Origin of the sequence: Parabacteroides hominis (assembly GCF_014287585.1) — a bacterium.
In the GTDB taxonomy this organism is placed as follows: domain Bacteria; phylum Bacteroidota; class Bacteroidia; order Bacteroidales; family Tannerellaceae; genus Parabacteroides; species Parabacteroides hominis.
Genome location: NZ_JACOOJ010000046.1, coordinates 1 through 22,513 on the forward strand (window position 1 = coordinate 1; position 22,513 = coordinate 22,513).

At 46.8% G+C, this 22,513-nt stretch carries 19 protein-coding genes and 1 pseudogene; 18 read left to right on the forward strand and 2 right to left on the reverse strand.

Annotation, left to right across the window (positions count from 1 at the left end; genetic code table 11):
- From H8S65_RS18340 to rplT, 8 genes are all read left to right on the forward strand, one after another.
- A partial coding sequence (locus tag H8S65_RS18340) for a beta-barrel domain-containing protein (protein ID WP_186931298.1) occupies positions 1 to 384 on the forward strand: 384 nt, incomplete at its 5' end.
- Between the two features lie 50 nt (positions 385 to 434).
- Entirely contained in the window at positions 435 to 899 is a 465-nt protein-coding gene (locus H8S65_RS18345) for a hypothetical protein (RefSeq protein WP_186931299.1), read from the forward strand.
- A gap of 151 nt (positions 900 to 1,050) precedes the next feature.
- The gene (locus H8S65_RS18350) at positions 1,051 to 1,497 is read left to right on the forward strand and encodes an HU family DNA-binding protein (protein ID WP_186931300.1); all 447 of its coding nucleotides are present in this window, start codon (positions 1,051 to 1,053) and stop codon (positions 1,495 to 1,497) included.
- Between the two features lie 41 nt (positions 1,498 to 1,538).
- On the forward strand, positions 1,539 to 1,736 hold the full coding sequence (locus H8S65_RS18355; RefSeq protein ID WP_005647236.1) for a hypothetical protein: 198 nt from the start codon (positions 1,539 to 1,541) through the stop codon (positions 1,734 to 1,736).
- A 125-nt stretch (positions 1,737 to 1,861) separates the two neighbouring features.
- Positions 1,862 to 3,817: a threonine--tRNA ligase gene (thrS, locus tag H8S65_RS18360; RefSeq protein ID WP_186931301.1), complete on the forward strand. Its 1,956-nt coding sequence runs from the start codon at positions 1,862 to 1,864 to the stop codon at positions 3,815 to 3,817.
- A 33-nt stretch (positions 3,818 to 3,850) separates the two neighbouring features.
- Positions 3,851 to 4,465 (forward strand): translation initiation factor IF-3, encoded by a 615-nt coding sequence (gene infC / locus H8S65_RS18365; RefSeq protein WP_186931302.1) that lies wholly within the window; start codon positions 3,851 to 3,853, stop codon positions 4,463 to 4,465.
- 63 nt (positions 4,466 to 4,528) lie between these two features.
- Positions 4,529 to 4,726 (forward strand): 50S ribosomal protein L35, encoded by a 198-nt coding sequence (rpmI, locus tag H8S65_RS18370; RefSeq protein ID WP_005635323.1) that lies wholly within the window; start codon positions 4,529 to 4,531, stop codon positions 4,724 to 4,726.
- Between the two features lie 106 nt (positions 4,727 to 4,832).
- Positions 4,833 to 5,177: a 50S ribosomal protein L20 gene (rplT, locus tag H8S65_RS18375; RefSeq protein WP_005635321.1), complete on the forward strand. Its 345-nt coding sequence runs from the start codon at positions 4,833 to 4,835 to the stop codon at positions 5,175 to 5,177.
- A gap of 352 nt (positions 5,178 to 5,529) precedes the next feature.
- Here the strand turns inward: rplT and H8S65_RS18380 are convergent, their stop codons facing one another.
- A complete protein-coding gene (locus H8S65_RS18380) occupies positions 5,530 to 5,847 on the reverse strand; it encodes a helix-turn-helix domain-containing protein (protein WP_186931303.1) in 318 nt (105 codons plus the stop codon).
- A 138-nt stretch (positions 5,848 to 5,985) separates the two neighbouring features.
- Here H8S65_RS18380 and H8S65_RS18385 point away from each other — a divergent pair, with 138 nt between their 5' ends.
- The 10 genes and pseudogenes from H8S65_RS18385 to H8S65_RS18435 form a co-directional block, all read left to right on the forward strand.
- Positions 5,986 to 8,160: a glycoside hydrolase family 20 protein gene (locus H8S65_RS18385; protein ID WP_186931304.1), complete on the forward strand. Its 2,175-nt coding sequence runs from the start codon at positions 5,986 to 5,988 to the stop codon at positions 8,158 to 8,160.
- Positions 8,161 to 8,184: 24 nt separating this feature from the next.
- The gene (locus tag H8S65_RS18390; protein ID WP_186931305.1) at positions 8,185 to 10,428 is read left to right on the forward strand and encodes a GH92 family glycosyl hydrolase; all 2,244 of its coding nucleotides are present in this window, start codon (positions 8,185 to 8,187) and stop codon (positions 10,426 to 10,428) included.
- A 226-nt stretch (positions 10,429 to 10,654) separates the two neighbouring features.
- Complete coding sequence (gene aspS / locus H8S65_RS18395; protein ID WP_186931306.1) at positions 10,655 to 12,406, forward strand: aspartate--tRNA ligase; 1,752 nt, start codon at positions 10,655 to 10,657, stop codon at positions 12,404 to 12,406.
- 75 nt (positions 12,407 to 12,481) lie between these two features.
- Positions 12,482 to 13,576, forward strand: coding sequence for a Nif3-like dinuclear metal center hexameric protein (locus tag H8S65_RS18400; RefSeq protein ID WP_186931307.1), 1,095 nt, complete (start codon positions 12,482 to 12,484; stop codon positions 13,574 to 13,576).
- 1 nt (position 13,577) lies between these two features.
- Positions 13,578 to 14,342 carry a zinc ribbon domain-containing protein gene (locus H8S65_RS18405; protein WP_186931308.1) on the forward strand — a complete coding sequence of 255 codons (765 nt, stop codon included), beginning with the start codon at positions 13,578 to 13,580 and terminating at the stop codon, positions 14,340 to 14,342.
- 4 nt (positions 14,343 to 14,346) lie between these two features.
- Positions 14,347 to 15,681, forward strand: a complete 1,335-nt coding sequence (tilS, locus tag H8S65_RS18410; protein WP_186931309.1) for a tRNA lysidine(34) synthetase TilS — start codon at positions 14,347 to 14,349, stop codon at positions 15,679 to 15,681.
- 182 nt (positions 15,682 to 15,863) lie between these two features.
- Positions 15,864 to 17,909 carry a transcription termination factor Rho gene (gene rho, locus H8S65_RS18415; protein WP_186931310.1) on the forward strand — a complete coding sequence of 682 codons (2,046 nt, stop codon included), beginning with the start codon at positions 15,864 to 15,866 and terminating at the stop codon, positions 17,907 to 17,909.
- Between the two features lie 120 nt (positions 17,910 to 18,029).
- A complete protein-coding gene (locus H8S65_RS21150) occupies positions 18,030 to 18,785 on the forward strand; it encodes a HepT-like ribonuclease domain-containing protein (RefSeq protein WP_255489317.1) in 756 nt (251 codons plus the stop codon).
- A 172-nt stretch (positions 18,786 to 18,957) separates the two neighbouring features.
- Complete coding sequence (locus H8S65_RS18430) at positions 18,958 to 19,308, forward strand: nuclear transport factor 2 family protein (protein WP_222616316.1); 351 nt, start codon at positions 18,958 to 18,960, stop codon at positions 19,306 to 19,308.
- A gap of 624 nt (positions 19,309 to 19,932) precedes the next feature.
- Positions 19,933 to 20,455: pseudogene (locus H8S65_RS18435) on the forward strand (RpnC/YadD family protein); the annotation flags it as partial.
- A 224-nt stretch (positions 20,456 to 20,679) separates the two neighbouring features.
- Here H8S65_RS18435 and H8S65_RS18440 read toward each other — a convergent pair.
- Positions 20,680 to 22,428 carry a helix-turn-helix transcriptional regulator gene (locus tag H8S65_RS18440; RefSeq protein ID WP_186931312.1) on the reverse strand — a complete coding sequence of 583 codons (1,749 nt, stop codon included), beginning with the start codon at positions 22,426 to 22,428 and terminating at the stop codon, positions 20,680 to 20,682.
- Positions 22,429 to 22,513 lie beyond the last annotated feature (85 nt).

Genomic DNA, 22,513 nt, shown 5'->3' on the forward strand with positions numbered 1-22,513 from the left:
TACCCGAACCTGTATGTGCAGGGTGGCGACTTGTTTGCGCGGATCGTGCCGGAGGATGCTGGCGAATGGGTCGGGCTGGCGTCGATGCCGATCGCGAGTTCGGGCAAGGTGCGGAAGGGTCAGCGCGTGATTGTCCGTTTCAGCAATTACCCGGATCAGGAGTTCGGGATCGTGGAGGGGCGTGTGTTGTCCGTCTCGATGGTCCCGCTGGAAGACAATTACAGGGTGGAGATTGCCTTCCCCGTCGGACTGACCACCAATTACGGAATCTGTCTTCCTGTGGCGCAGGAAATGAAAGCCACGGCCGGAATCGTAACAGAAGAACTTCGTTTGATAGAGCGTTTCTTCCAGCCACTGAAAAAGATCTTGCGGGAAGGAATGTAAGTGGCTTTCCGGGCGCGAGGGATCAATTTTCCCCCTCCCGGAAGTTATTTATGAAAGAACAATTGATTGCGCTGTTTGGAGGCGCAAAACCTACCGTTCAAAAGTTTCATGAGTTTTTAAATGGGATGCCTCTTGAAGAAAGGGGCATTTTTTTTGATCGTACCTTTGGCCTTGCTTTGTCCGGTTGGACAGGGTTAACGGTTCCTTATCGCCTGTTTTTGATACGTTTGATCAAGAAAAACCGTCAGTTGTTTGTGGATTATGTCCGGCAAAAGACGGTGTTGGGTGAGTTTTTGTATGGGATGGACGAGTTAAATCTGTTCCTGAAAGTAGTCAATTTATGGATGCAACCGTATAAAAACCATAAATCTTCGTATACGGAAATTTCATTTTCTCTTTTGCTTACTTTTGATATGAATGTGTCTGTCAAGTATTTGGCAGACAAAATCCGGTATGCGCGGATGGATTCGTACGATTTTGCCGACCTGATGGAGAAAAGCAGTGAGATGGAATAGTTGAAAGGTGAAAGTTGAAAGGTGAAAGTTGCGACAAGCGGTATTTCACCTTTCAACTGTCTTGTCTCCCTGCTTTTTTAACAGTTTTCGGGCGCCATATCTTTGCAGTGTGATCAAAAACAAATTATTAATCATTTAAAAATTAAAGATTATGGCATTGAAGTACAAATTGGTCCAGAAAAGGAATTTGGGAAAGGACCAGGATGAAAATCCAGAAAAGGTGTATGCACAGATGGTCAGTGGCGACTTGGTGACGTTTGAAGAACTGATTGAAGAAGTAGGTGACAGCACCGTTGCCGGGAGTGCCGGTGTAAAGGCTGTCTTGGATCGTGTGAATGTGGTTTTGGCTCGTCACTTGCGTAACGGGCGTCGTGTGAATGTGGGCGAATTGGGTACTTTTCGTCTGAACTTCGGATCGCAGGGTGTGGTTGGTTCCGATGATTTTAATACGGGACTAATCCGTGAACCCCGTGTGCGTTTCCTTCCAGGTAAGGCGTTGCGCACCATGAAAAGCCTTACAAGTTTCGAACGAATCGGACCGGAAACGGACGGACCGGACTCCGGAGGCGGAGAGGAAGAGAGACCGGGAGAACTTTAGAATTGACAATTGATAATTGACAATTGAAAGGATCATAAATCATGAAGAGGTTGACGGTTCAGTTGACGATGGCAATCCTGCTCACAATGAGCGGGATTGTTTTGCTCTTCTGCGGATTCTGGATCGATCCGCAGGGGAAGGTGGATAACAGCGTGTTGGTGGCTTTCGGGGAGATCAGCACGTTTGCGGGGGCGCTTTTTGGGGTGGACTACTCTTATAAATTAAGAATTAAGAATTAAAAAATGGTCTGAGAGTGCTGGAAAGTTCGTTCGCAGAAACTTTTTACCTAAAAGTTCTGTTTAACAAAAAAAGAATGCTAAATTTGCATCCTGATTAATTTTTAGGAATTTATAGTGAACAGATTATGATAAAGATTACATTTCCGGATAATTCCGTAAAAGAATATGCCGAAGGAACGACCGCCATGCAGATTGCGGAAAGCATCAGTTCCCGTCTGGCACAGGAAGTTCTGGCAGCAAGCGTGAATGGTGAGATTTGGGACTTGACCCGTCCGATCAACCAGGATGCCGCCATCAAACTTTTCAAGTGGGAAGACGAGGAAGGTAAACATGCATTCTGGCACTCCAGTGCTCACTTGATGGCTGAAGCTTTGCAGGAATTATATCCCGGCATTAAGTTCGGTATCGGACCGGCTATTGAAAACGGGTTCTACTATGATGTGGATCCGGGTGAAGCAGTTATCAAAGAAGGCGATTTCCCTGCCGTCGAAGCAAAGATGCTCGAACTGGTAGCGAAGAAAGAGGAAATCAGACGCCAGGACATTTCGAAGGCAGATGCCATGAAAATGTTCGGTGACAGAGGCGAAGAGTATAAAACAGAGCTTATCAGCGAGTTGGAAGACGGTAAGATCACGACTTATACGCAAGGTTCGTTTACCGACCTGTGCCGTGGTCCTCACTTGCCGAATACTTCTTATTTGAAGGCTGTTAAAATAATGAGTGTCGCCGGTGCTTACTGGCGTGGTGACGAAAAGCGCAAACAGTTGGTCCGTCTGTATGGCATTACTTTCCCGAAGAAAAAGATGCTGGACGAATATCTGGCATTGATGGAAGAAGCTAAGAAACGCGACCACCGTAAGATCGGTAAAGAACTGGAGCTGTTTACATTCTCTACGGCGGTAGGAGCAGGGCTTCCGTTGTGGTTGCCGCGTGGCACGCAGTTGCGCCTGAAACTGGAAGATTTCTTGAAACGCATCCAGAAGAAATACGGTTACCAGCAGGTAATGACTCCGCATATCGGTGGCAAGCAGTTGTATGTGACTTCCGGCCACTACGCTAAATACGGTAAGGACTCGTTCCAGCCGATCCATACTCCGCAGGAGGGTGAAGAGTTCTTGTTAAAACCGATGAACTGTCCTCACCACTGTGAAATATTCAAATCGTTCCCGCGTTCATACAAGGACCTGCCTCTGCGTTTCGCGGAGTTCGGAACTGTGTATCGTTATGAACAAAGCGGTGAGTTGCACGGTTTGACAAGGGTACGTGGCTTTACGCAGGATGATGCCCACCTGTTCTGTCGTCCCGACCAGTTGAAAGACGAGTTCCTTAAGGTGATGGATATTATCTTTATTATCTTTAAGGCTTTGGATTTTGAAAACTTTGAAGCACAGATTTCTTTGCGTGACAAGGTAAACCGGGATAAATATATCGGTTCGGAAGAAAACTGGGAAAAAGCCGAAAGCGCGATTATCGAAGCTTGTCAGGAGAAAGGCTTGAAAGCCAAGATCGAATATGGCGAAGCAGCTTTCTACGGTCCTAAACTGGACTTTATGGTGAAAGATGCCATCGGTCGCCGTTGGCAGTTGGGTACGATCCAGGTAGACTACAACCTGCCGGAACGTTTCGAACTGGAATATACGGGTGAAGACAATAAGAAACACCGTCCTGTTATGATCCACCGTGCACCGTTCGGTTCTATGGAACGTTTCGTTGCCGTGCTGATCGAACATACAGGTGGCAAGTTCCCGTTGTGGCTGACTCCGGATCAGGTGTCGATCCTGCCGATCAGTGAGAAGTTCAACGATTATGCTTATGAGGTGAAACGTCAGCTCGAAGCCGAAGAACTGAGTGTTTTGGTTGATGACCGTAATGAGAAAATCGGACGTAAAATCCGCGATACAGAATTGAAACGTATCCCTTACATGCTCATTGTCGGAGAGAAAGAAGCAGAAAATAATGAAGTTTCTGTAAGAAAACAGGGCGAAGGTGATAAAGGTTCGATGAAAATTGCTACCTTTGCAGCGCTTTTGAAAGGTGAGATAGAGGAACAAATGAATCACTGGAAGAAAGATAATAATTAATTAACTAATAACGAGGAGAATAAATCTTTTTGAATGAAGAATGACAGTCTGAAAGAACAGTATAGAATCAACGAACGTATTCGTGTTCGTGAAGTTCGTTTAGTAGGTGATAACGTAGAACAGGGGGTTTATCCTACTTCTCAGGCATTAAAGATGGCTGAAGATCAGGGGCTCGATCTGGTTGAAATTTCACCGAATGCTGCGCCCCCCGTTTGTAGAATTACTGATTATCAGAAATTCCTTTATCAACAGAAGAAGCGCCAGAAGGAACAGAAGGCGAAATCAGTGAAAGTGATCGTGAAGGAGATCCGTTTCGGACCTCAGACCGACGATCATGATTACAACTTCAAGTTGAAACATGCTAAGGGATTTTTGGAAGAAGGAGCAAAAGTAAAAGCATATGTGTTCTTTAAAGGACGTTCCATTCTTTTCAAAGAGCAAGGAGAGGTTTTATTGCTTCGTTTTGCCAATGACTTGGAGGAATACGGAAAGGTAGAACAATTACCGGTACTGGAAGGTAAACGTATGATCATCATGCTGACACCGAAGAAAGCCGCCGCTGCCGCCGCTCCCAAACCTGCCGTTTCAAAACCGGTAGTGAAGAAGGTGATCGTGACTCCCAAGCCTAAGACTGAAGAGTCTGAATAATAACAAAGAAAGAAACCACCCGATAGAGGGTGTAAAGTTTAATAATTAAAACATATTTGGAAAATGCCTAAGATGAAGACTAATTCCGGTGCCAAAAAAAGATTCGCTCTTACCGGAACAGGTAAAATCAAAAGAAAACACGCTTTTAAAAGTCACATTCTGACAAAGAAGACTACAAAGCAGAAGAGAAATCTTACTCACACAGGCTTGGTTGCCAGTGTAGACGTAAGCAACGTTAAGCAGTTGCTTGGTTTGAAGTAATCTTTTTTAATTAAGCGAGTTTTACAAGATTTTTATTAACCGAATGTATTTAGCAAATAAGATCATCCGAGAGTGATGACGCTAACATTCAAAACAGATTAGTATTATGCCTAGATCAGTAAATCATGTTGCTTCAAGAGCAAAAAGAAAACGGATTTTAAAACTTACCCGTGGTTACTATGGTGCACGTAAGAACGTGTGGACCGTTGCAAAGAATACCTGGGAAAAAGGTTTGACTTATGCATTCCGTGACCGTCGTAACAAGAAACGTAACTTCCGCGCATTGTGGATTCAGCGTATTAACGCTGCTGCCCGCCTGGAAGGTATGTCTTATTCTCGCCTGATGGGAGCTTTGCATGCAGCAGGTATCGAAATCAACCGTAAAGTTCTTGCCGACCTGGCTATGAACCATCCGGAAGCTTTCAAAGCAATCGTTGCTAAAGTTAAGTAATTGACAGTATATAGCAATTGGAAAAAGAGCTCTTGAATGGAGCTCTTTTTTTTATGTCAAAAGTTTGGTGGTTTCATTCCTATTGCTTATCTTTGTGATAAGAAAAATGAGTTAGCCGCACATGTTCGATTGGGAAACTCATCAGTTTATTTTAATTCCGAGACACAGCTCTTGTCGTCAATGGCGGGTCGCACCCTTCGGGGCATGCTTAGCACGGCGGATTACAAAGATGGCAAAGCACTCAAATCCTGTCATACGGAGTTTGTTCATATCTACGGTGCGGCTTTCTTCACATAAGAGAGGCTTTTCCTTCGGGAAGGGTCTCTTCTTATTTTTGATAGTAGCCTGTTTCTTACAGGATTGTCACGCTGACTCGTTTCCCCAATCCCTGGAAGATTTTGTATAAGGTGGACAACTGTATATCACATTTGCCATTTTCCAAGCGGGAAATATAACTTTTCTTCGTTCCTATTTTCTCTGCAAGTTGCTGTTGGGTGAGGCCGGCTTTCCGGCGTTCCTCTTTGAGGCGTTCGGCAAGGATGAATGCTTCCGCTTCTTGCTCGAACTGGTTGCGTGCAGGCGTACCCTTTGTTCTCGCATCTAAAGGCAACGATCTATAGAACTCGATGTAATAAGTCTTATAAATTTCGATTATACGTTTATATTCCATAGCTAAGATTTTTGTTTGTAATTGGAAATGTTAACTAATTAATTTACTTTTGCAACTAATCCGTAGTAAAAAAGAGATCGTCTGTTTTTTCTTTGTATATTTACCCACCAAGAATCAAACACACTAAACTAAATATTTATGTTACTGCCAAAACAGTCTCACAAATGTGTAACCGGGCTGGCTTTTGCTTGTTCGTTACTGTTGGTATCCTGCACTCCGAAAGAAGTCCGGCAGGTAAGTCTTATTCCCAAACCGGAACAGATGACAATGACCGGAGGAGTCTTTCTGGTTGATAGTCTCGCTTTGTTTGGTGAGGAATCTTCTCAAAATCTTAAAGCTGTGATCGTTGATGCCTGGTCCGGTAGCCCGGAGGGTTATCGGTTGGACGTTACGTCGAAAGGGATCGATCTGCGTGCCGGTTCGCCGGACGGCCTGTTCTATGGGATGCAGACGTTACGCCAACTTTATGCCGGAGGAGAGGTTCCATGCGTTTCGATCCGGGATAATCCTCGTTTTGGGTATCGGGGATTGCATCTGGATGTTTCCCGTCATTTCTTTTCCAAAGAGGAAGTGATGAAATTGCTGGATGTGATGTCTTTTTACAAGCTGAACACCTTGCATATGCATCTGACGGATGCCGGAGGATGGCGTATCGAGATAGACAAATATCCGAAACTTACTTCCGAAACAGCATTCCGAACCGAATCCGATTGGCGTAAATGGTGGGACGGTCGCGATCGTAAGTATTTGCCGGAAGGCACGCCGGGCGCTTATGGCGGTTACTACACGAAGGAGGACATCCGGGAGATCGTGAAACATGCAGCTTCCAAACATATTAATATAATACCGGAGATCGAATTTCCGGGGCATTCGGAAGAGGTCCTGATGGCCTATCCCGAACTGAGTTGTTCCGGTAAGCCTTACCGGAACGGCGATTTTTGTATCGGCAACGAGCAGTCGTTTACATTCATGGAAGACGTACTGGCGGAGGTGATCGATCTTTTCCCGTCCGAATATATCCACGTCGGTGGCGATGAAGCCGGGAAGTCAGCCTGGAAAGAATGTCCGAAGTGCCAGGCTTTGATGAAGGAAAAAGGGATGAAGAGCGTGGACGAGCTTCAGAGTTACATGATTCACAGGGCTGAAGAGTTTCTGATTTCGAAGGATCGCAAGCTGATCGGTTGGGACGAGATCCTGGAAGGCGGTCTGGCTCCCGAAGCGACCGTCATGTCATGGCGGGGAGAAGACGGTGGAATCAAATCGGCCCGGATGGGGCATGATGTGGTGATGACGCCGGGTAATTATATGTATTTGGATTTCTATCAGGCCGATCCGAAGACACAACCGTATGCCATCGGTGGCTATACGCCGATAAAGAAAGTGTATAGCTATAATCCCGTCCCGGCAGATTCGTTGACGGCGGAGGAATGCCGGCATATTTTGGGTGTGCAGGCCAATACCTGGACCGAGTATATCCAGACACCCGAACATCTGGAATATATGATGTTCCCGCGTGCCCTTGCCGTAGCCGAGATAGGATGGACGCCGCAGGAATTACGGACATGGGAAGATTTCAAACCTCGCATGAATGCTCATATCTCCAAATTGCAGGGAATGGGGATCCGTACTTTTACCCTTTCGGACGAACTGGAAGTGACCATGCAGGTCGATACCGCAGGCAGAAAGATAGAAGTTATACTGGATGCCGAGAAATATCCGGCGGAAGTCCGCTACACGACGGATGGTTCGACTCCGGTTGCATCTTCCGCTTTATATGCCGGACCGATTATCGTGAGAGATTCAGCTTATATCAAAGCTGCTATTTTCCGGGACGGAGTTCTTCAGGGAACGCCGACGGAAAAGAAGGTGGATTATCATCAGGCCATCAATAAGCCTATACATTATAATAGTAAGCTCTACAAAGGCTATATGGCCGGAGGAATGAACGCCCTGTTGGATGGCTACCGCGGTGGCCTGACTTATCTGGACGGACGTTGGCAAGGCTATTTGGATGATCTGGACTGTGTGATCGATATGGAAGGGGAGACGGATATCCATAAAGTGTCTATCCGTTTCATGCAACTGATCGGTCCGGGTGTGTTCCAACCCGGACAAGTGGAGTTGTTGACTTCGGAAGATGGGGAAAACTTTATTTCCCGCGGAATTGTTCCAACAACGATTCCGGCTGACGATCCGGATCTTCTGTTCCAGGAATATACGTTCGACGGTAACTGGAAAGCCCGTTATGTCCGTTTGAAAGCGCCAAGGGCGAATCCCGGTTTTATTTTTGCGGATGAGATCGTTGTTTGGTAAATTAAGAATTAAGAATTAAAAAATATGAAGGTATTGTTGTTTTCTTTTTTATTGGGTTGCTGTTCTTTGCTGGTTTCTGCGCAACAGCCGGTAGATTATGTGAACCCGTTTATCGGGACAAGCAACTACGGGACGACCAATCCCGGTGCGATTTGCCCCCAGGGAATGATGAGTGTTACGCCCTTCAATGTGATGGGGTCGGAAAGTAATAAGTTTGACAAGGACAGCCAGTGGTGGTCCACGCCTTATTCGGCGGATAATAATTTCTTCACCGGCTATGCACATGTCAACCTGAGTGGTGTCGGTTGTCCGGAGATGGGAAGCCTGTTGCTGATGCCTACTTCCGGGGAACTGAATGTGGATTATCACGAATACGGCAGCGAATATAAGAGTGAGGTGGCCCATCCCGGCTATTACAGCAATATCCTGACGAAATATAACATCAAGACGGAAGCTACCGCCTCCATGCGTACCGGCCTGACACGCTTTACTTTCCCGAAAGGGCAGGGGAATATCCTCTTGAATTTGGGTGAGGGGCTGACGAATGAAACAGGTGCGACTGTCCGTATGGTGAGCGATACGGAAATAGAGGGGAGCAAGCTGCTCGGTACATTCTGTTATAACCCGCAAGCCGTTTTCCCGATCTATTTCGTGATGAAGGTCAGTAAAGCCCCCAAGCAGGCCGGCTATTGGAAGAAGCAACGCGAGATGAAGGGAGTGGAGGCCGAATGGGATGCCTACTCCGGCAAATATAAATTGTACACGAAGTACGACCGTGAGATGAGCGGTGACGATATCGGCGTCTGGTTCAAGTATGACACCGAAGAAGACGAAGTGATCGAAGTAAAAATGGGTGTCTCGTTTGTCAGTATCGAGAATGCCCGCCTGAATATGAATACCGAACAGCCGGATTTCAATTTCGACAAGGTGCGTGCGGCTGCCGGCAAGATGTGGAACGACGATCTGTCACGCGTGATGGTGGAAGGCGGGACGAACGACGATAAGACGATTTTCTATACCGCCATGTACCACCTGCTGATCCATCCGAATATCATCCAGGATGTGAATGGCGAATATCCGATGATGGAGAGCCTGAAAGTCGGCCATACTACCGGGAACCGCTATACGGTCTTTTCACTCTGGGACACCTATCGCAATGTGAGTACGCTAATGACGTTGCTTTACCCGGAAAAGCAACTCGACATCATCCGTACCATGATCGACATGTATAAGGAGAGCGGATGGCTTCCGAAGTGGGAACTGTACGGACGCGAGACGCTGACGATGGAAGGCGATCCGTCTATCCCTTATATCGTGGATGCCTATATGCGCGGTTTACGTGATTATGATATCGAGACTGCTTATGAAGGCATGCGCAAAGGCGCTACTACTCCCGGCGAGTTCAATCTGCTCCGCCCGGACAATAACGATTATATGAGCAAAGGCTACGTCCCTTTGCGCGAACAGTATGATAATTCGGTTTCGCATGCTTTGGAATATTACATTGCCGACTGGAATTTATCGTTGTTGGCGGATGCGTTGGGAAAGAAGGAAGACGCCAAGCTGTTCCGTGAGCGGGCTATGGGTTATAAGCATTACTATAGCAAAGAGTTCGGTACGCTTCGTCCCATTCTGCCCGACGGCACGTTTTATTCTCCTTTCGATCCGAAGCAGGGGGAAAACTTCGAACCGAGTCCCGGTTTCCATGAAGGAAATGCCTGGAACTACACATTCTATGTCCCTCATGATATCAAAGGTCTTGCCAAGTTGATGGGCGGACAGAAGAAGTTTGTCGATAAACTGCAGATGGTCTTCGATAAAGGATACTATGATATGGCAAACGAGCCGGATATCGCCTATCCGTATCTCTTCAGCTATTTCAAGGGAGAAGCCTGGCGTACGCAGAAGCTGGTTCGCGAATTGTTGAGCAAATATTATCATAATGCCCCGAACGGACTTCCCGGCAACGATGATACGGGTACGATGTCTACCTGGGCGATCTTCTCGATGATGGGGTTCTATCCGGCCTGTCCCGGTGACCTGGATTATGTCCTGACCTCTCCGACCTTCAACAAGGTGACGATCCGGCTGGACGAGAAGTTCTATCCGAAAGGCAGCCTGGTGATCGAATCTTCCCACCGGACACCGGATGATATTTATATTAAGGAAGTGACGGCCGATGGTAAGAAGCTGAAAGGCTATACGATCTCGCAGCAGGAACTGGTTAATGCCGGGACGTTGCGGTTCATATTGGAAAGTAAACATTAATCGGATACCAGATAAGAGGTGTTCCCTGCCGATGGAATTTTAGTTTCATAGGCAGGGAACTTTTGTTTCATGTAGGGGAAACTTTCGTTTCATACTTGTGAAACTCTTTTTACGATAAAATATTTAGGTCCCGCAGTCCGGTTTTTCGGCGCATTTGGCAATAACATCCTTATATATTATTATCTTTGCAGCCATAGTTTGAAAATAATAGTTTAATCCATATCATATGTATAGAACAAGAACATGTGGCGACCTGCGCCTCGCTGATGAAGGCTTGGTGATTACGCTGGCCGGCTGGGTACAGAAAACCCGTAAGATGGGTGGCATGACGTTCGTGGATATCCGCGACCGTTACGGTATTACGCAATTGGTGTTTAACCAGGAAGTTGATGCCGCTCTTTGTGAGAAAGCAAATAAACTGGGACGCGAATATGTTATCCAGGTAACGGGAACCGTTCGCGAACGTTCCAGCAAAAATCCGAATATTCCTACCGGCGAGATCGAAATCATCGTTTCGGAACTGAATGTCCTGAATGCTGCCGTAACTCCTCCTTTCACGATTGAAGACGATACGGACGGTGGTGACGACCTGCGTATGAAATACCGTTATCTGGATTTGCGTCGCAACGCCGTCCGCAAGAACCTGGAACTACGCCATCGTATGGCTTTCGAGGTTCGTAACTATCTGGACAAGCAGGGATTCCTGGAAGTGGAAACTCCGGTGCTGGTAAACTCTACGCCTGAAGGGGCACGTGACTTTGTCGTACCTTCCCGCATGAATCCGGGACAGTTCTACGCCTTGCCGCAATCCCCGCAGACCTTGAAGCAGTTATTGATGGTTTCCGGTTTCGACCGTTATTTCCAGATCGTGAAATGCTTCCGTGACGAGGACCTGCGTGCGGACCGCCAGCCTGAATTTACACAGATCGACTGCGAAATGAGCTTTGTGGAGCAGGAAGATGTGTTGAATATTTTCGAAGGAATGGCCAAGCATTTGTTCAAGGTGATTCGCGGCATTGAAATAAAGGAAGCTTTCCCGCGTATGACTTGGCACGATGCCATGAAGTATTACGGTAGCGACAAGCCGGACCTGCGTTTCGATATGAAGTTCGTGGAACTGATGGATATTATGAAGGGACATGGTTTCTCCGTATTCGATAACGCTGCTTATGTCGGCGGTATCTGTGCGGAAGGGGCGGCTTCTTATACGCGTAAGCAACTGGATGCGCTGACCGAATTTGTGAAACGTCCGCAGATCGGTGCAAAGGGCATGGTATATGCCCGTGTGGAAGCCGACGGCAATGTGAAGTCGAGCGTGGACAAATTCTATACACAGGAAGTTTTGCAGCAGATGAAAGAAGCCTTCGGCGCAAAACCGGGCGACCTGATCCTGATCCTTTCCGGCGACGATGCGATGAAGACGCGCAAGCAACTTTGCGAATTGCGTCTGGAAGTGGCCGGCCAGTTGGGCTTGCGTGACAAGAACAAGTTCGCCTGCCTCTGGGTGATCGACTTCCCGCTGTTCGAGTGGAGCGAAGAAGACCAGCGTTTCTATGCTATGCACCATCCGTTTACTTCTCCTAAACCCGAAGATATTCCTTTGCTGGACAGCGATACGGGAGCTGTTCGTGCGAATGCATACGACATGGTGATCAATGGTGTTGAAGTGGGTGGCGGTTCTATCCGTATTCATGACAGCAAGTTGCAGGATAAGATGTTCCAGCTGTTAGGCTTCACCGAAGAAAAGGCACAGGAACGTTTCGGCTTCCTGATGAATGCCTTCAAATATGGTGCGCCTCCTCACGGTGGCCTGGCTTACGGTCTGGATCGTTGGGTATCTCTGTTTGCCGGCTTGGATTCTATCCGTGACTGTATCGCGTTCCCGAAAAACAATTCCGGCCGCGATGTTATGCTGGATGCGCCCGGACAACTGGATGATTCGCAGTTGGAAGAACTGCAATTGGAAATTAAGAATTAAGAATTAAGAATTAAAATTCAAAGAGAGTATCGCGAAGCCTAATTGGCAATTGTCAATTAAAAAAACGAAGTTTTTATGCGTATAAGGGATATACTGAAAGAAATCGAACAATACGCTCCGTTGCCATTGCAGGAAAGCTTTGACAATGCAGGTGTGCAGGTCGGCGATGTGAATCAGCCTGCTGCCGGTGCGCTTCTTTGCCTCGATGTCACCGAAGAGGTCGTGGACGAGGCGATCGAGATGGGGTGTAACCTGATTATCTCTCATCATCCTTTGGCCTTTAAAGCGTTCAAATCCCTGACCGGTTCGACCTATATCGAGCGGTGCATGATGAAAGCCTGCAAATATGACCTGGTGATCTATGCCGCCCATACCAACCTCGATAATGCGGCGGGAGGCGTGAACTTCCGTCTGGCGGAACTGATCGGACTGGAAAATGTCCGTGTCCTGAGCCCGCAGAAAGGAGCTTTGTTGAAGCTGGTCACTTTCGTGCCGGAAGCCTATGCCGATTTGGTGAGGACAACCTTGTTCAATGCGGGAGCCGGAACGATAGGCGACTATGATTCCTGTAGCTTCAACCTGCCGGGTAGCGGAACTTTCCGTGCCGGCGAGGGGACGAATCCGTTCTGTGGCGAAATAGGCGAGTTGCATGTGGAACCGGAAATACGTATTGAAACGATATTGCCCGCTTTCCGTAAATCGACGGTGACCCGTGCATTGCTTTCCGTCCATCCTTATGAAGAGCCGGTGTTCGATTTCTATCCTTTGGATAATGCTTGGAACCAGGTCGGTTCGGGGGTAGTGGGAGAGTTGCCCGAAGAAGAGGGCGAACTGGTTTTCCTGCAACGGATCAAGGAACTGTTCCAGGTGGGGTGCGTGAAGCATTCCGCCTTGACCGGCAAGCCGATACGGGAAGTCGCTTTATGCGGGGGGAGCGGTGCTTTCCTGATCAAAGACGCAATCAATTACGGTGCGGACATTTTCATAACGGGAGAGGCTAAATATAATGACTTTTACGATGTGGAAGACCGGATTCTGCTGGCGGTTATTGGTCATTATGAAAGTGAAGTCTGTACAAAAGACATCTTTTATAACATAATATCGAAAAAATTCCCTACCTTTGCCGTACATTTTTCGAATGTTAATTCAAACCCGGTAAAATATTTATAGAATGGCTACAGATAAACAATCAGCTGAAAAAGAGATTACAGTTGAAGAAAAGCTTTCTACGCTGTATCAGCTTCAGACGATGATGACTGAAATTGATAAGATCAAAACACTTCGCGGCGAACTTCCTTTGGAAGTACAGGACCTGGAAGATGAGATCGCAGGTCTGGAAACTCGTCTTCAGAACTATCAGTCAGAAATTAAAGACTTTGAGAATGCTGTTGTAGAACAGAAACATAAGATTACGGAGTCAACCGGTCTGATTGAAAAATATAAAACGCAGTTGGATAACGTGCGTAACAACCGTGAGTTCGACAACTTGTCAAAAGAAATAGAATTCCAGGGACTTGAAATCGAGTTCTCTGAAAAGAAGATTCGTGAATTCGGTGAATCGATCAACCATAAGAAAGGGGAAATAGCCGAACTGTCCGAAAGGTTGGATGGTCGTAAAGCTGATTTGGTTCAGAAGCAGGGCGAATTGGAGCAGATCATTTCCGAAACCAAACAGGACGAAGAAAGATTGCGCGAAAAAGCAAAGAAGCTGGAAGCGAATATCGAACCGCGTCTGTTGACAGCTTTCAAACGTATCCGTAAGGGAGCCCGCAACGGTCTGGCTGTCGTCTATGTACAGCGTGGCGCCTGCGGTGGTTGTTTCAACAAGATTCCGCCTCAGAAACAGTTGGATATCAAGTTGCGTAAAAAAGTTATCGTTTGCGAATACTGTGGTCGTATCATGATCGATCCGGAATTGGCAGGTGTAGAAGAATAATCAGATGCGCGACGTTGTCCGTGCATATATAGAGAAATACCGGTTGCTTACGGAAAACCGTCCGGTTCTGGTCGGTGTAAGTGGCGGAGCGGATTCAATAGCCCTACTCACCATTTTGGTGGAGTCGGGCTATTCCTGTATTGCGGCACATTGTAATTTTCATTTGCGGGGAGACGAATCCCAGCGTGACGAACAGTTTGTAAGAGAGTATGCCCGAAAACTGGATGTCCCTTTTCTGATGTCGGACTTCGATACCCGGAAATATGCGGTTGGCCGTCATCTCTCCATTGAAATGGCTGCCCGTGAGTTGCGTTATAACTGGTTTGAAGAACAACGGGTTGCAACCGGGGCGCAGGCTGTCGCTGTGGCTCATCATCGTGATGACAGTGTGGAAACGCTTTTGATGAATCTGGTGCGTGGAACCGGTATCCGGGGAATGAGCGGGATTCGTCCTAAGAACGGTTTCGTGGTGCGTCCTTTGCTTGCCGTGAGCCGTGGGGATATCTTGGAATGGCTTGCCGGACGCGGTTTGACGTATGTGACCGACAGCACCAACCTTTCCGATGCCTATACGCGCAATTTCATCCGCCTGCGTGTCCTTCCACTTCTGGAAGAGATCAATCCTTCCGTGAAAAATGCGATAGCCCGTACGTCCGAACATCTGTCGGCAGCCGAGGCTGTTTATCTGCATGTGGTGGAAGAGGCGAGGAATACCGTGGTCGAGCGGGGAGACCGCCTTTCTATTGCCGCCCTGATGCGTTACCCGTCGCCCGATGCAATTTTATATGAGTTGCTCAAAACCTATGGCTTTACTCGTCCGGTGGCAGAAGATATTTATTTGTCCCTGACGAAAGAGCCGGGCAAAACCTTTTTTTCTTCTACACATCGGTTGATAAAAGATCGTGACTATTTATTGTTGTCTCCCCTTGTAAAAGAAGAGGTTTGTGAATACACACTGACCGGCGGCGAGAAAGTTTGGTCCGGTCCTGTTGAACTTTCTTTCGAGAAGGTTGTTATTAAAGAAGATTTCCATATCCGGAAAGATAAAAATATCGCCTATTTTGATTACGACAAACTAACTTTTCCGCTTACCCTGCGTACATGGAGAGAGGGAGATTGGTTTATTCCTTTTGGAATGAAAGGACGGAAGAAATTAAGCGATTATTTCTCGGATCATAAGTTCAGCCGTTTCGATAAGGAACGGACGTGGCTTTTATGCAGCGGAGACGCTGTTATCTGGATTGTTGGAGAACGCTCCGATAATCGTTTTTGCCTGGACAAAATAACTAAAAGCGTGTTAGTTGTGAATTTTTTTCCGACAAAAAGCGAGAGTAAGTAAAAATATTATTACATTTGCAAAGATTTACTCCGCAGATGTGTTACTAATGATTCAAATTAGCTCAACAATCCGGTTTTCACATGAAATTATTAATTATCAAATTATAAAAGATACAATGATTGCGTTGTACGCGTGCCGTATCAGGTCGTGTAGTACGTCGTTTTTATTATTCACTTCGCATTATGCAAAAATATAACATTCTTGAACTAAATGAAAAACTCCTTCCTGAGTTGCAAAGTATAGCGGAAGAGTTAGGTATTAAAAAGGTAAGTTCTCTTAAGAAAGAAGAACTCGTATACAGAATTCTTGACGAACAGGCCATTTCATACGCCGGCATCCAGGCTGAAAAGGAGAAAGAGAAGGAAGCAAAGAAAGCAGAAAGGCAGACTAAGGCTAAGAAAACAAAAGCTGCGGCTCCGAAAGGTGCAAAAGCTGATGTCAAAACAAAGACTGCTGCTCCCGCCATACCCGTTGAAGTTTCGGTAGAAGAGGTAGCTTCAGAGGCTCCGGAACGACCCGAACGTAAAAAACGGACGCGTATTGAAAAGAAAGAAAAAGTGGCTACCGCTGCTGTCCCTGACCAGAAAAACGAAGAAGCAGTCGTTTCTAAAAGCCTGGTTTCAGCCAATGCTCCTGTTTCCGAAGCTCTTGTCCAGGTAGTTGACACTACTGCCAATGCTCCTGTAGAAACAGAAAAACCGGCAGCAAAGAAAGTGGTTAAGAAAACAGGCAAACCTGTTGAGAAGCCGTTGCTTCCTCCTGTTGTTGTGGAATCTGATAACGGAGAGCTTCCGGCTGAGGTTGCTCCTGAGGTAACGAAAGAACCGGCAGTTGTAGAAACACCTGCTGCTTCGACTTCAACTCCGGCAGACGAACCTAAACGTGTAGTATTCCGCCATCCGGATACCAAATCGGTTCTCGACCAGCTTTTCCCATTCTCTTCTACACCGGCAAAACCGGAACCGAAGGCACAGGCCGACCAGCCTGCTGCTCCCCAGCAGAACAATCCTCGTCAGAATAGCAATAGACAGAACAATCAGAATAATCATAATAACCAGCGCAACAATAACAATGCTGCACAGGAAAAACAGTATGAGTTTGACGGCATACTGACAGGTGTCGGTGTGTTGGAAATGATGCCTGACGGATATGGTTTCCTGCGTTCTTCCGATTATAACTACCTGACTTCCCCGGATGATATTTATGTATCACAATCACAAATCAAGTTGTTCGGCCTGAAGACCGGCGATGTGGTAGAGGGTGCTATCCGTCCTCCGAAGGAAGGTGAAAAATATTTCCCGCTTGTCAAAGTGGACAAGATCAATGGCCGTACGCCGGAAGAGGTTCGCGACCGCGTTCCTTTCGACCATCTGACTCCGCTTTTCCCGGACGAAAAGTTCATGTTGACGGCCCGCAAGTCTTCGAAAGTATATGACAATATTGCCGTACGTGTAGTAGACCTGTTCTCGCCGATCGGCAAGGGGCAGCGCGGTTTGATCGTGGCCCAGCCGAAGACCGGTAAGACGATGCTGTTGAAAGATATCGCCAATGCGATTGCAGCCAATCACCCTGAAGTGTATATGATTATCCTGCTGATCGACGAGCGTCCTGAAGAGGTGACCGATATGGCTCGTAGCGTAGATGCGGAAGTGATCGCTTCTACTTTCGACGAACCGGCTGAACGCCATGTGAAAATCGCTGAAATCGTCCTGAACAAGGCTAAGCGTATGGTGGAATGCGGCCATGATGTCGTGATCCTGTTAGACTCCATCACGCGTCTGGCTCGTGCTTACAATACGGTTCAGCCTGCTTCCGGCAAGGTTCTTTCCGGTGGTGTGGATGCCAACGCTTTGCAGAAACCGAAACGTTTCTTCGGCGCTGCCCGTAACATCGAAAACGGCGGTAGCTTGACGATCCTGGCAACGGCATTGACAGAAACCGGTTCGAAGATGGATGATGTGATCTTTGAAGAATTCAAAGGTACGGGTAATATGGAATTGCAGTTGGATCGCAAGCTGGCAAACAAACGTGTTTATCCGGCTGTCGATATCACAGCTTCCAGCACGCGCCGCGACGACCTGTTGCAGGATGAAAGCACGGTAAACCGTATGTGGATCCTGCGTAAATACCTTGCCGATATGAACTCTATGGAGGCTATGGAATTTGTCAAGAAACGTATGGAACAGACATTCGATAACATGGAGTTCTTAGCTTCGATGAACGGATAATAACATAGATAAAAAACGTATATGAACGCAGACCGGGCTTTAACCCGGTCTGCGTTTTTTTTCTGCTAACTTGGCTTATACAAGTATTTTATGTATTTTTGCTTCCTGACATCGCTGAGTATGAAAACGAAGAAAGAATATATCGATATACTTAAATTACATGTGCCGGAGTTGAAAAATCAATTTGGCATCCGTTCATTTCGTTTGTTTGGCTCTGTTGCACGTGATGAACAGCAAGATGATAGTGATGTTGACGTTTGTGTAGAGATGGATCCGGATCTTTACCAGCTCGTCGGATTAAAACAATTTCTTGAAAAGTTATTAGGATGTTCTGTCGATGTTATTAGAATACACCGAAATATGAATAAATTATTGATGAAACAAATTGAAAAAGATGGATTTATGTCTTCTGATATTCAAGAAATGGTATTAGGGATTTTTCGGCAGATTGAAAATTCTATATTATTACTTCAAGAGTGGAATACTGAAATAAATCAGGTTGATGACTATTTGCTATCTCCTGAGGGTATGAAGAACCTGGCAGCAAGTTGTATGCTTATTGAAGCTATAGGGGAAGGTGTCAAGAAGATTGATAAGAAAACAGGAGGTGTGCTATTGCCTATGCGTCAAGAAATACCTTGGAGTAGAGTAATGGGAATGCGAGATCATATAGCCCATGGCTATTTTGATATTGATGCTGATGTTGTTTTCCAAACCATAAAAAATAGTAAATTTATGTGTCTTTCTCGTCATGAGAGAAATTGGCGGAAGACCCTGCCAAGCCGCATGAATACTGCATTTGTGTGCAGAATTTCAGATATGAAATTGATTGAGAATCAGTCAAAATGCCGCCCGATTGCCGCCCCAATTTCCTAAACACTTGTAAGAAGCAACAAGCACTAAAGAGAGGTTATGAGGAAACGATCTTTTATATGACAATTTTCCGAGTAGCAATTAGACGATATGGAGAGTACGCATTAGGCAAAAAAGTCGCAGAACGACAAATCGGAATTTATATGGAGGGTATGGAGTGAAGCAAGGTACTATAATGAAATTTGTTGAAGCAATTAACAATAAAAATTTGCCGCTTATTATTGATATGATGTCAGAAGATTTCTATTTCATTGATACCTATGGTAATAAAGAAAATAAGGAACAAATGAAAACAGGATGGCAAGGGTATTTTGATTGGTTTCCTGATTATCTTATTGATGTGTTTGATTATATTGAAAATGAAAAATTTTCTATGATTATAGGTAAAGCAAGTGCTTCATATATGGGAAACAAAGAAAAGTATTGGGAATTTCCTGCTTGTTGGAAAGTGATTGTTAATGGAAATCAGATTCAAACATGGCAAGTATTTTGTGATTCCAAAAAACAATTAGATTCAATGAAGTAAATTCCCGTTTATTGTGCTGATGTAGGTACCCCTTCTTGGTATAATACGCAGATACGAATACAGGCAATACAATAGCGGCAAGCAGTGTATGAGTGTACACACTCATACGTTTTCTCCAATTTGGGTGATACACAAATTGAGAAATCCGCTTGTTGGAGGCCCAGCCCCCAATCCCCTGTGAACGCCCCTGATGGGTCGGCGGCATGTCCGACGAACGGACATGTAGAGTGCCAGGAATGGAGTGTATGGCCCTCTTGCGGCAATCAAACAGCTAGGGGTAAGGGTTCTATACCCGAAGCCTTAAAACACGTTTTTTAACGTTCGGTGTGTACTGTTTTTACCAGCTGGTAAGGAAGCGCTTGTGCCGCCCAAATGCCGCCCAACATTACAAAATCACTTTATAAAGCAAAAATCTCCACTTGGACAGAAATCTAAGAAAATCCTTATTCCATGCGGCTTCGCGGCGTTGTGCTATAAGAAGATATGTACAATTATAAAGCTTGTTTTATCTATTCGTGAATAAAAAATAATTTGTCTCTCCTGTTAGAAGCTGTACGTTTTTTTATCAAGTACTTATCGAAGGAAAGACCATTGGCACAAGGTTGATACGGTAACAGGTGTTGAACAGGCGACCACCTGCGTGTCAACACGCGCGAACGTGATGTGATCGTCTCGCATCTTCCCGCCGAAATCTTCCCCGAATATATCTTAGTCCGTGTAAACGAGTTCGACAAAGTAGCTCTCACCCCTTTGGACGAATGGATCGAATACCTGAAAGACGGCACGATCCGCCCCGACACGACCGCACCGGGCCTGAAGGAAGCTCGCGAGAAGTTAAAAATACTACTCGATGTCGCCCCAGGAACGCCTTATCTACGACCGCCATCTCGACGCCATCATGATCCAAAACGACGTGATCGACACGGCCAAATTAAAAGGGAGAATAGAAGGGAAAGCCGAGGGGATCGCCGAAGGTGAGGCGAAAGGAAAAGCAGAAGGCAAAGCCGAAGGGATCGCCGAAGGAAAAGCCATAGGCATTGCCGAAAGTATGCGCCAAGTCGCTTCGAAGATGAAAGATACGGGTGTAGGCGTTGCTACCATAGCAAAATGCACCGGCTTAAGCGAAGAAATAATCCGGTCTTTATAAGGAAGGCTATATTCGTTTCCCTTTATTTGTACGGGTGAGGTTCGGATATAAGAATATATGAGTCTGATAGACGCAAATATGATTTTGACGCGGATTTCGCGAATAACGCGGATAAGAAAATATGTATCAGGAGTTTAATCCGCGTCAAAAAATCATCCGTGTTTATTTATTTTAATCTGCGTCTATCAGACTCAAATACTGCCAGAAGTGAATCCTTTCCCCCCTCATCCCTGCTCCAAAGTATTCCTGTATTCCGACGGCGTCATGCCATATTTATCCCGGAAGATGCGATAGAAGCTGCGGACGCTGTTGAAGCCCGAATCCACGGCAACCGCTTCTATCGTGTAGCCCTGGAAGTCTTTGAGCAGGCTGAGGGAATGGTCCAGCCGCTTGTTGTTCATGTACGTGTTGAAGTTCGTCCCGTTGTATGTCTGTATCAGTCCGGCGAAGACATTTTTAGAGATATGGATCTGCTTCAGCAACTGGTCGCGGGAGATGTCCGGGTCGAGATATAGCTTTTCCTCGTCGATCAGCCGGTCCAGTTCGGCAAACAGCTTTTTGTTCAGTTCGGAAGTCCTTCTGGCGTTCTCTTCCGCGGCGGCTTCCGGCATCTCTTCCTCCGCACCGGCTTGTATTTGCTGTTTGAGCAGTTCGATTTCCGCATTCGCCTTTTTCAGTTCTTCCCGGTAAGCCAGCTGGCTGTCGATCTGTGTGGCGAGGAACCGGTTCTTGCGCTTGATGGCCCGCAGGTGCTGGCAGATGAAGAAGATGGCAAGCCCGGCGAGCAGCAGCAAAGCCACCGAGCCGTAGAGCGTGGCGCGTTGTCGGCTGATATGCTTGTTTTGTTCTTCGATCTGCCGGTTCTTCTCGTTCGTCTGGTAGATGGTCGCCAGTTCGATCGCCGCGTTTTGCTTGTCGCGTGCCGTGAGGCTGTCCTGGATCGCCGTAATGCGGCCGAGGTAGCCCGCCTGGCTCCGGTAATCGCCCGAACCGGCTGCTATTTTAGCCAGGTTGCCCAGGTGGATGATGAAATCGAGGTTGACCGTGTCGTTCCCGAAGATCTCTTCACCGGGGATAATGGCGGCGGCTTTTTTGTACTGTCCCGATTCGAGCAGGTAAGGGACGGCATCCCTTCTGCCAATCAGGGTCTTGGAAAACCGTGTCGCGTTGAATTTCCCGTAAGCCCCGGCAGCCTTTCCGGGCTGGCCGTCCTGCTCGTAGGCGCTTGCCAGCTTGCTGTAGAGGAACCCGTATTGCTCGTCGACATAACCTTTCGGAGGTCCCGCCATGCCGCTGATCCTGCCGATCAACAACTCCCTTTTTTCTCCCGTTTCGATCGCTTTCCCAAATTCTTTCCGGCTCATGTCTCCGGCCATCTGCATACCGTAGATATAAGAGAGGTAAGCCAGTTCCCTGACGTCGTGGCTGTCTTCGAGCAGCCGGATGGCTTCGGCGGAATAGGCTTCGGCCTCGTCATGCATGAATTGCGCCCGGTATATCATCCCGATGGAGTAGAGCATTTCGCTTTCCATCCGCCTGTTGTCATCCTTCCGGGCTTTTTCGCATAGCTCCGTGGCCACCCGCATGGCTTCCGCGTAGTTGGACAGGCGTATGTTGAGGTCCACGAACGCGCTTTTCAGTTTGAACTCCTGCTGGGGCGCGATCGTCTTCATGGAATCGCTTTTCATCGCTTTTTTCAGGTAGTCTTCGGCGATGTGGTACATGCCTTTGCCATTATAGATGGAGTAGCGGAAGTAGTTCGCCTGCAAATCCGGGATGTTCCCCCGGCTCTCCGCCGTGTCCACAAGGCCGAGAGCCCTTTGCGGGTCGTCGATATAGATTTTCGTGATATACTGGCTTGTGTAAATGCTGTCGGAAGGAGAGGCCGTACCGCTTTGTTGCGGCGCCTGGGTGCATTGCCAGGCCAGCAGCAGATAAACCATAAGGCAAAAGATAGGGTAGAATGTTTTCATCTTTATGTTTTTCTTTAAAACGGCAGTAAAGGTATAAAAAAAGTAGTCGTATTCTCCGCTAAAATGAAATAAATGACTGTTTTAC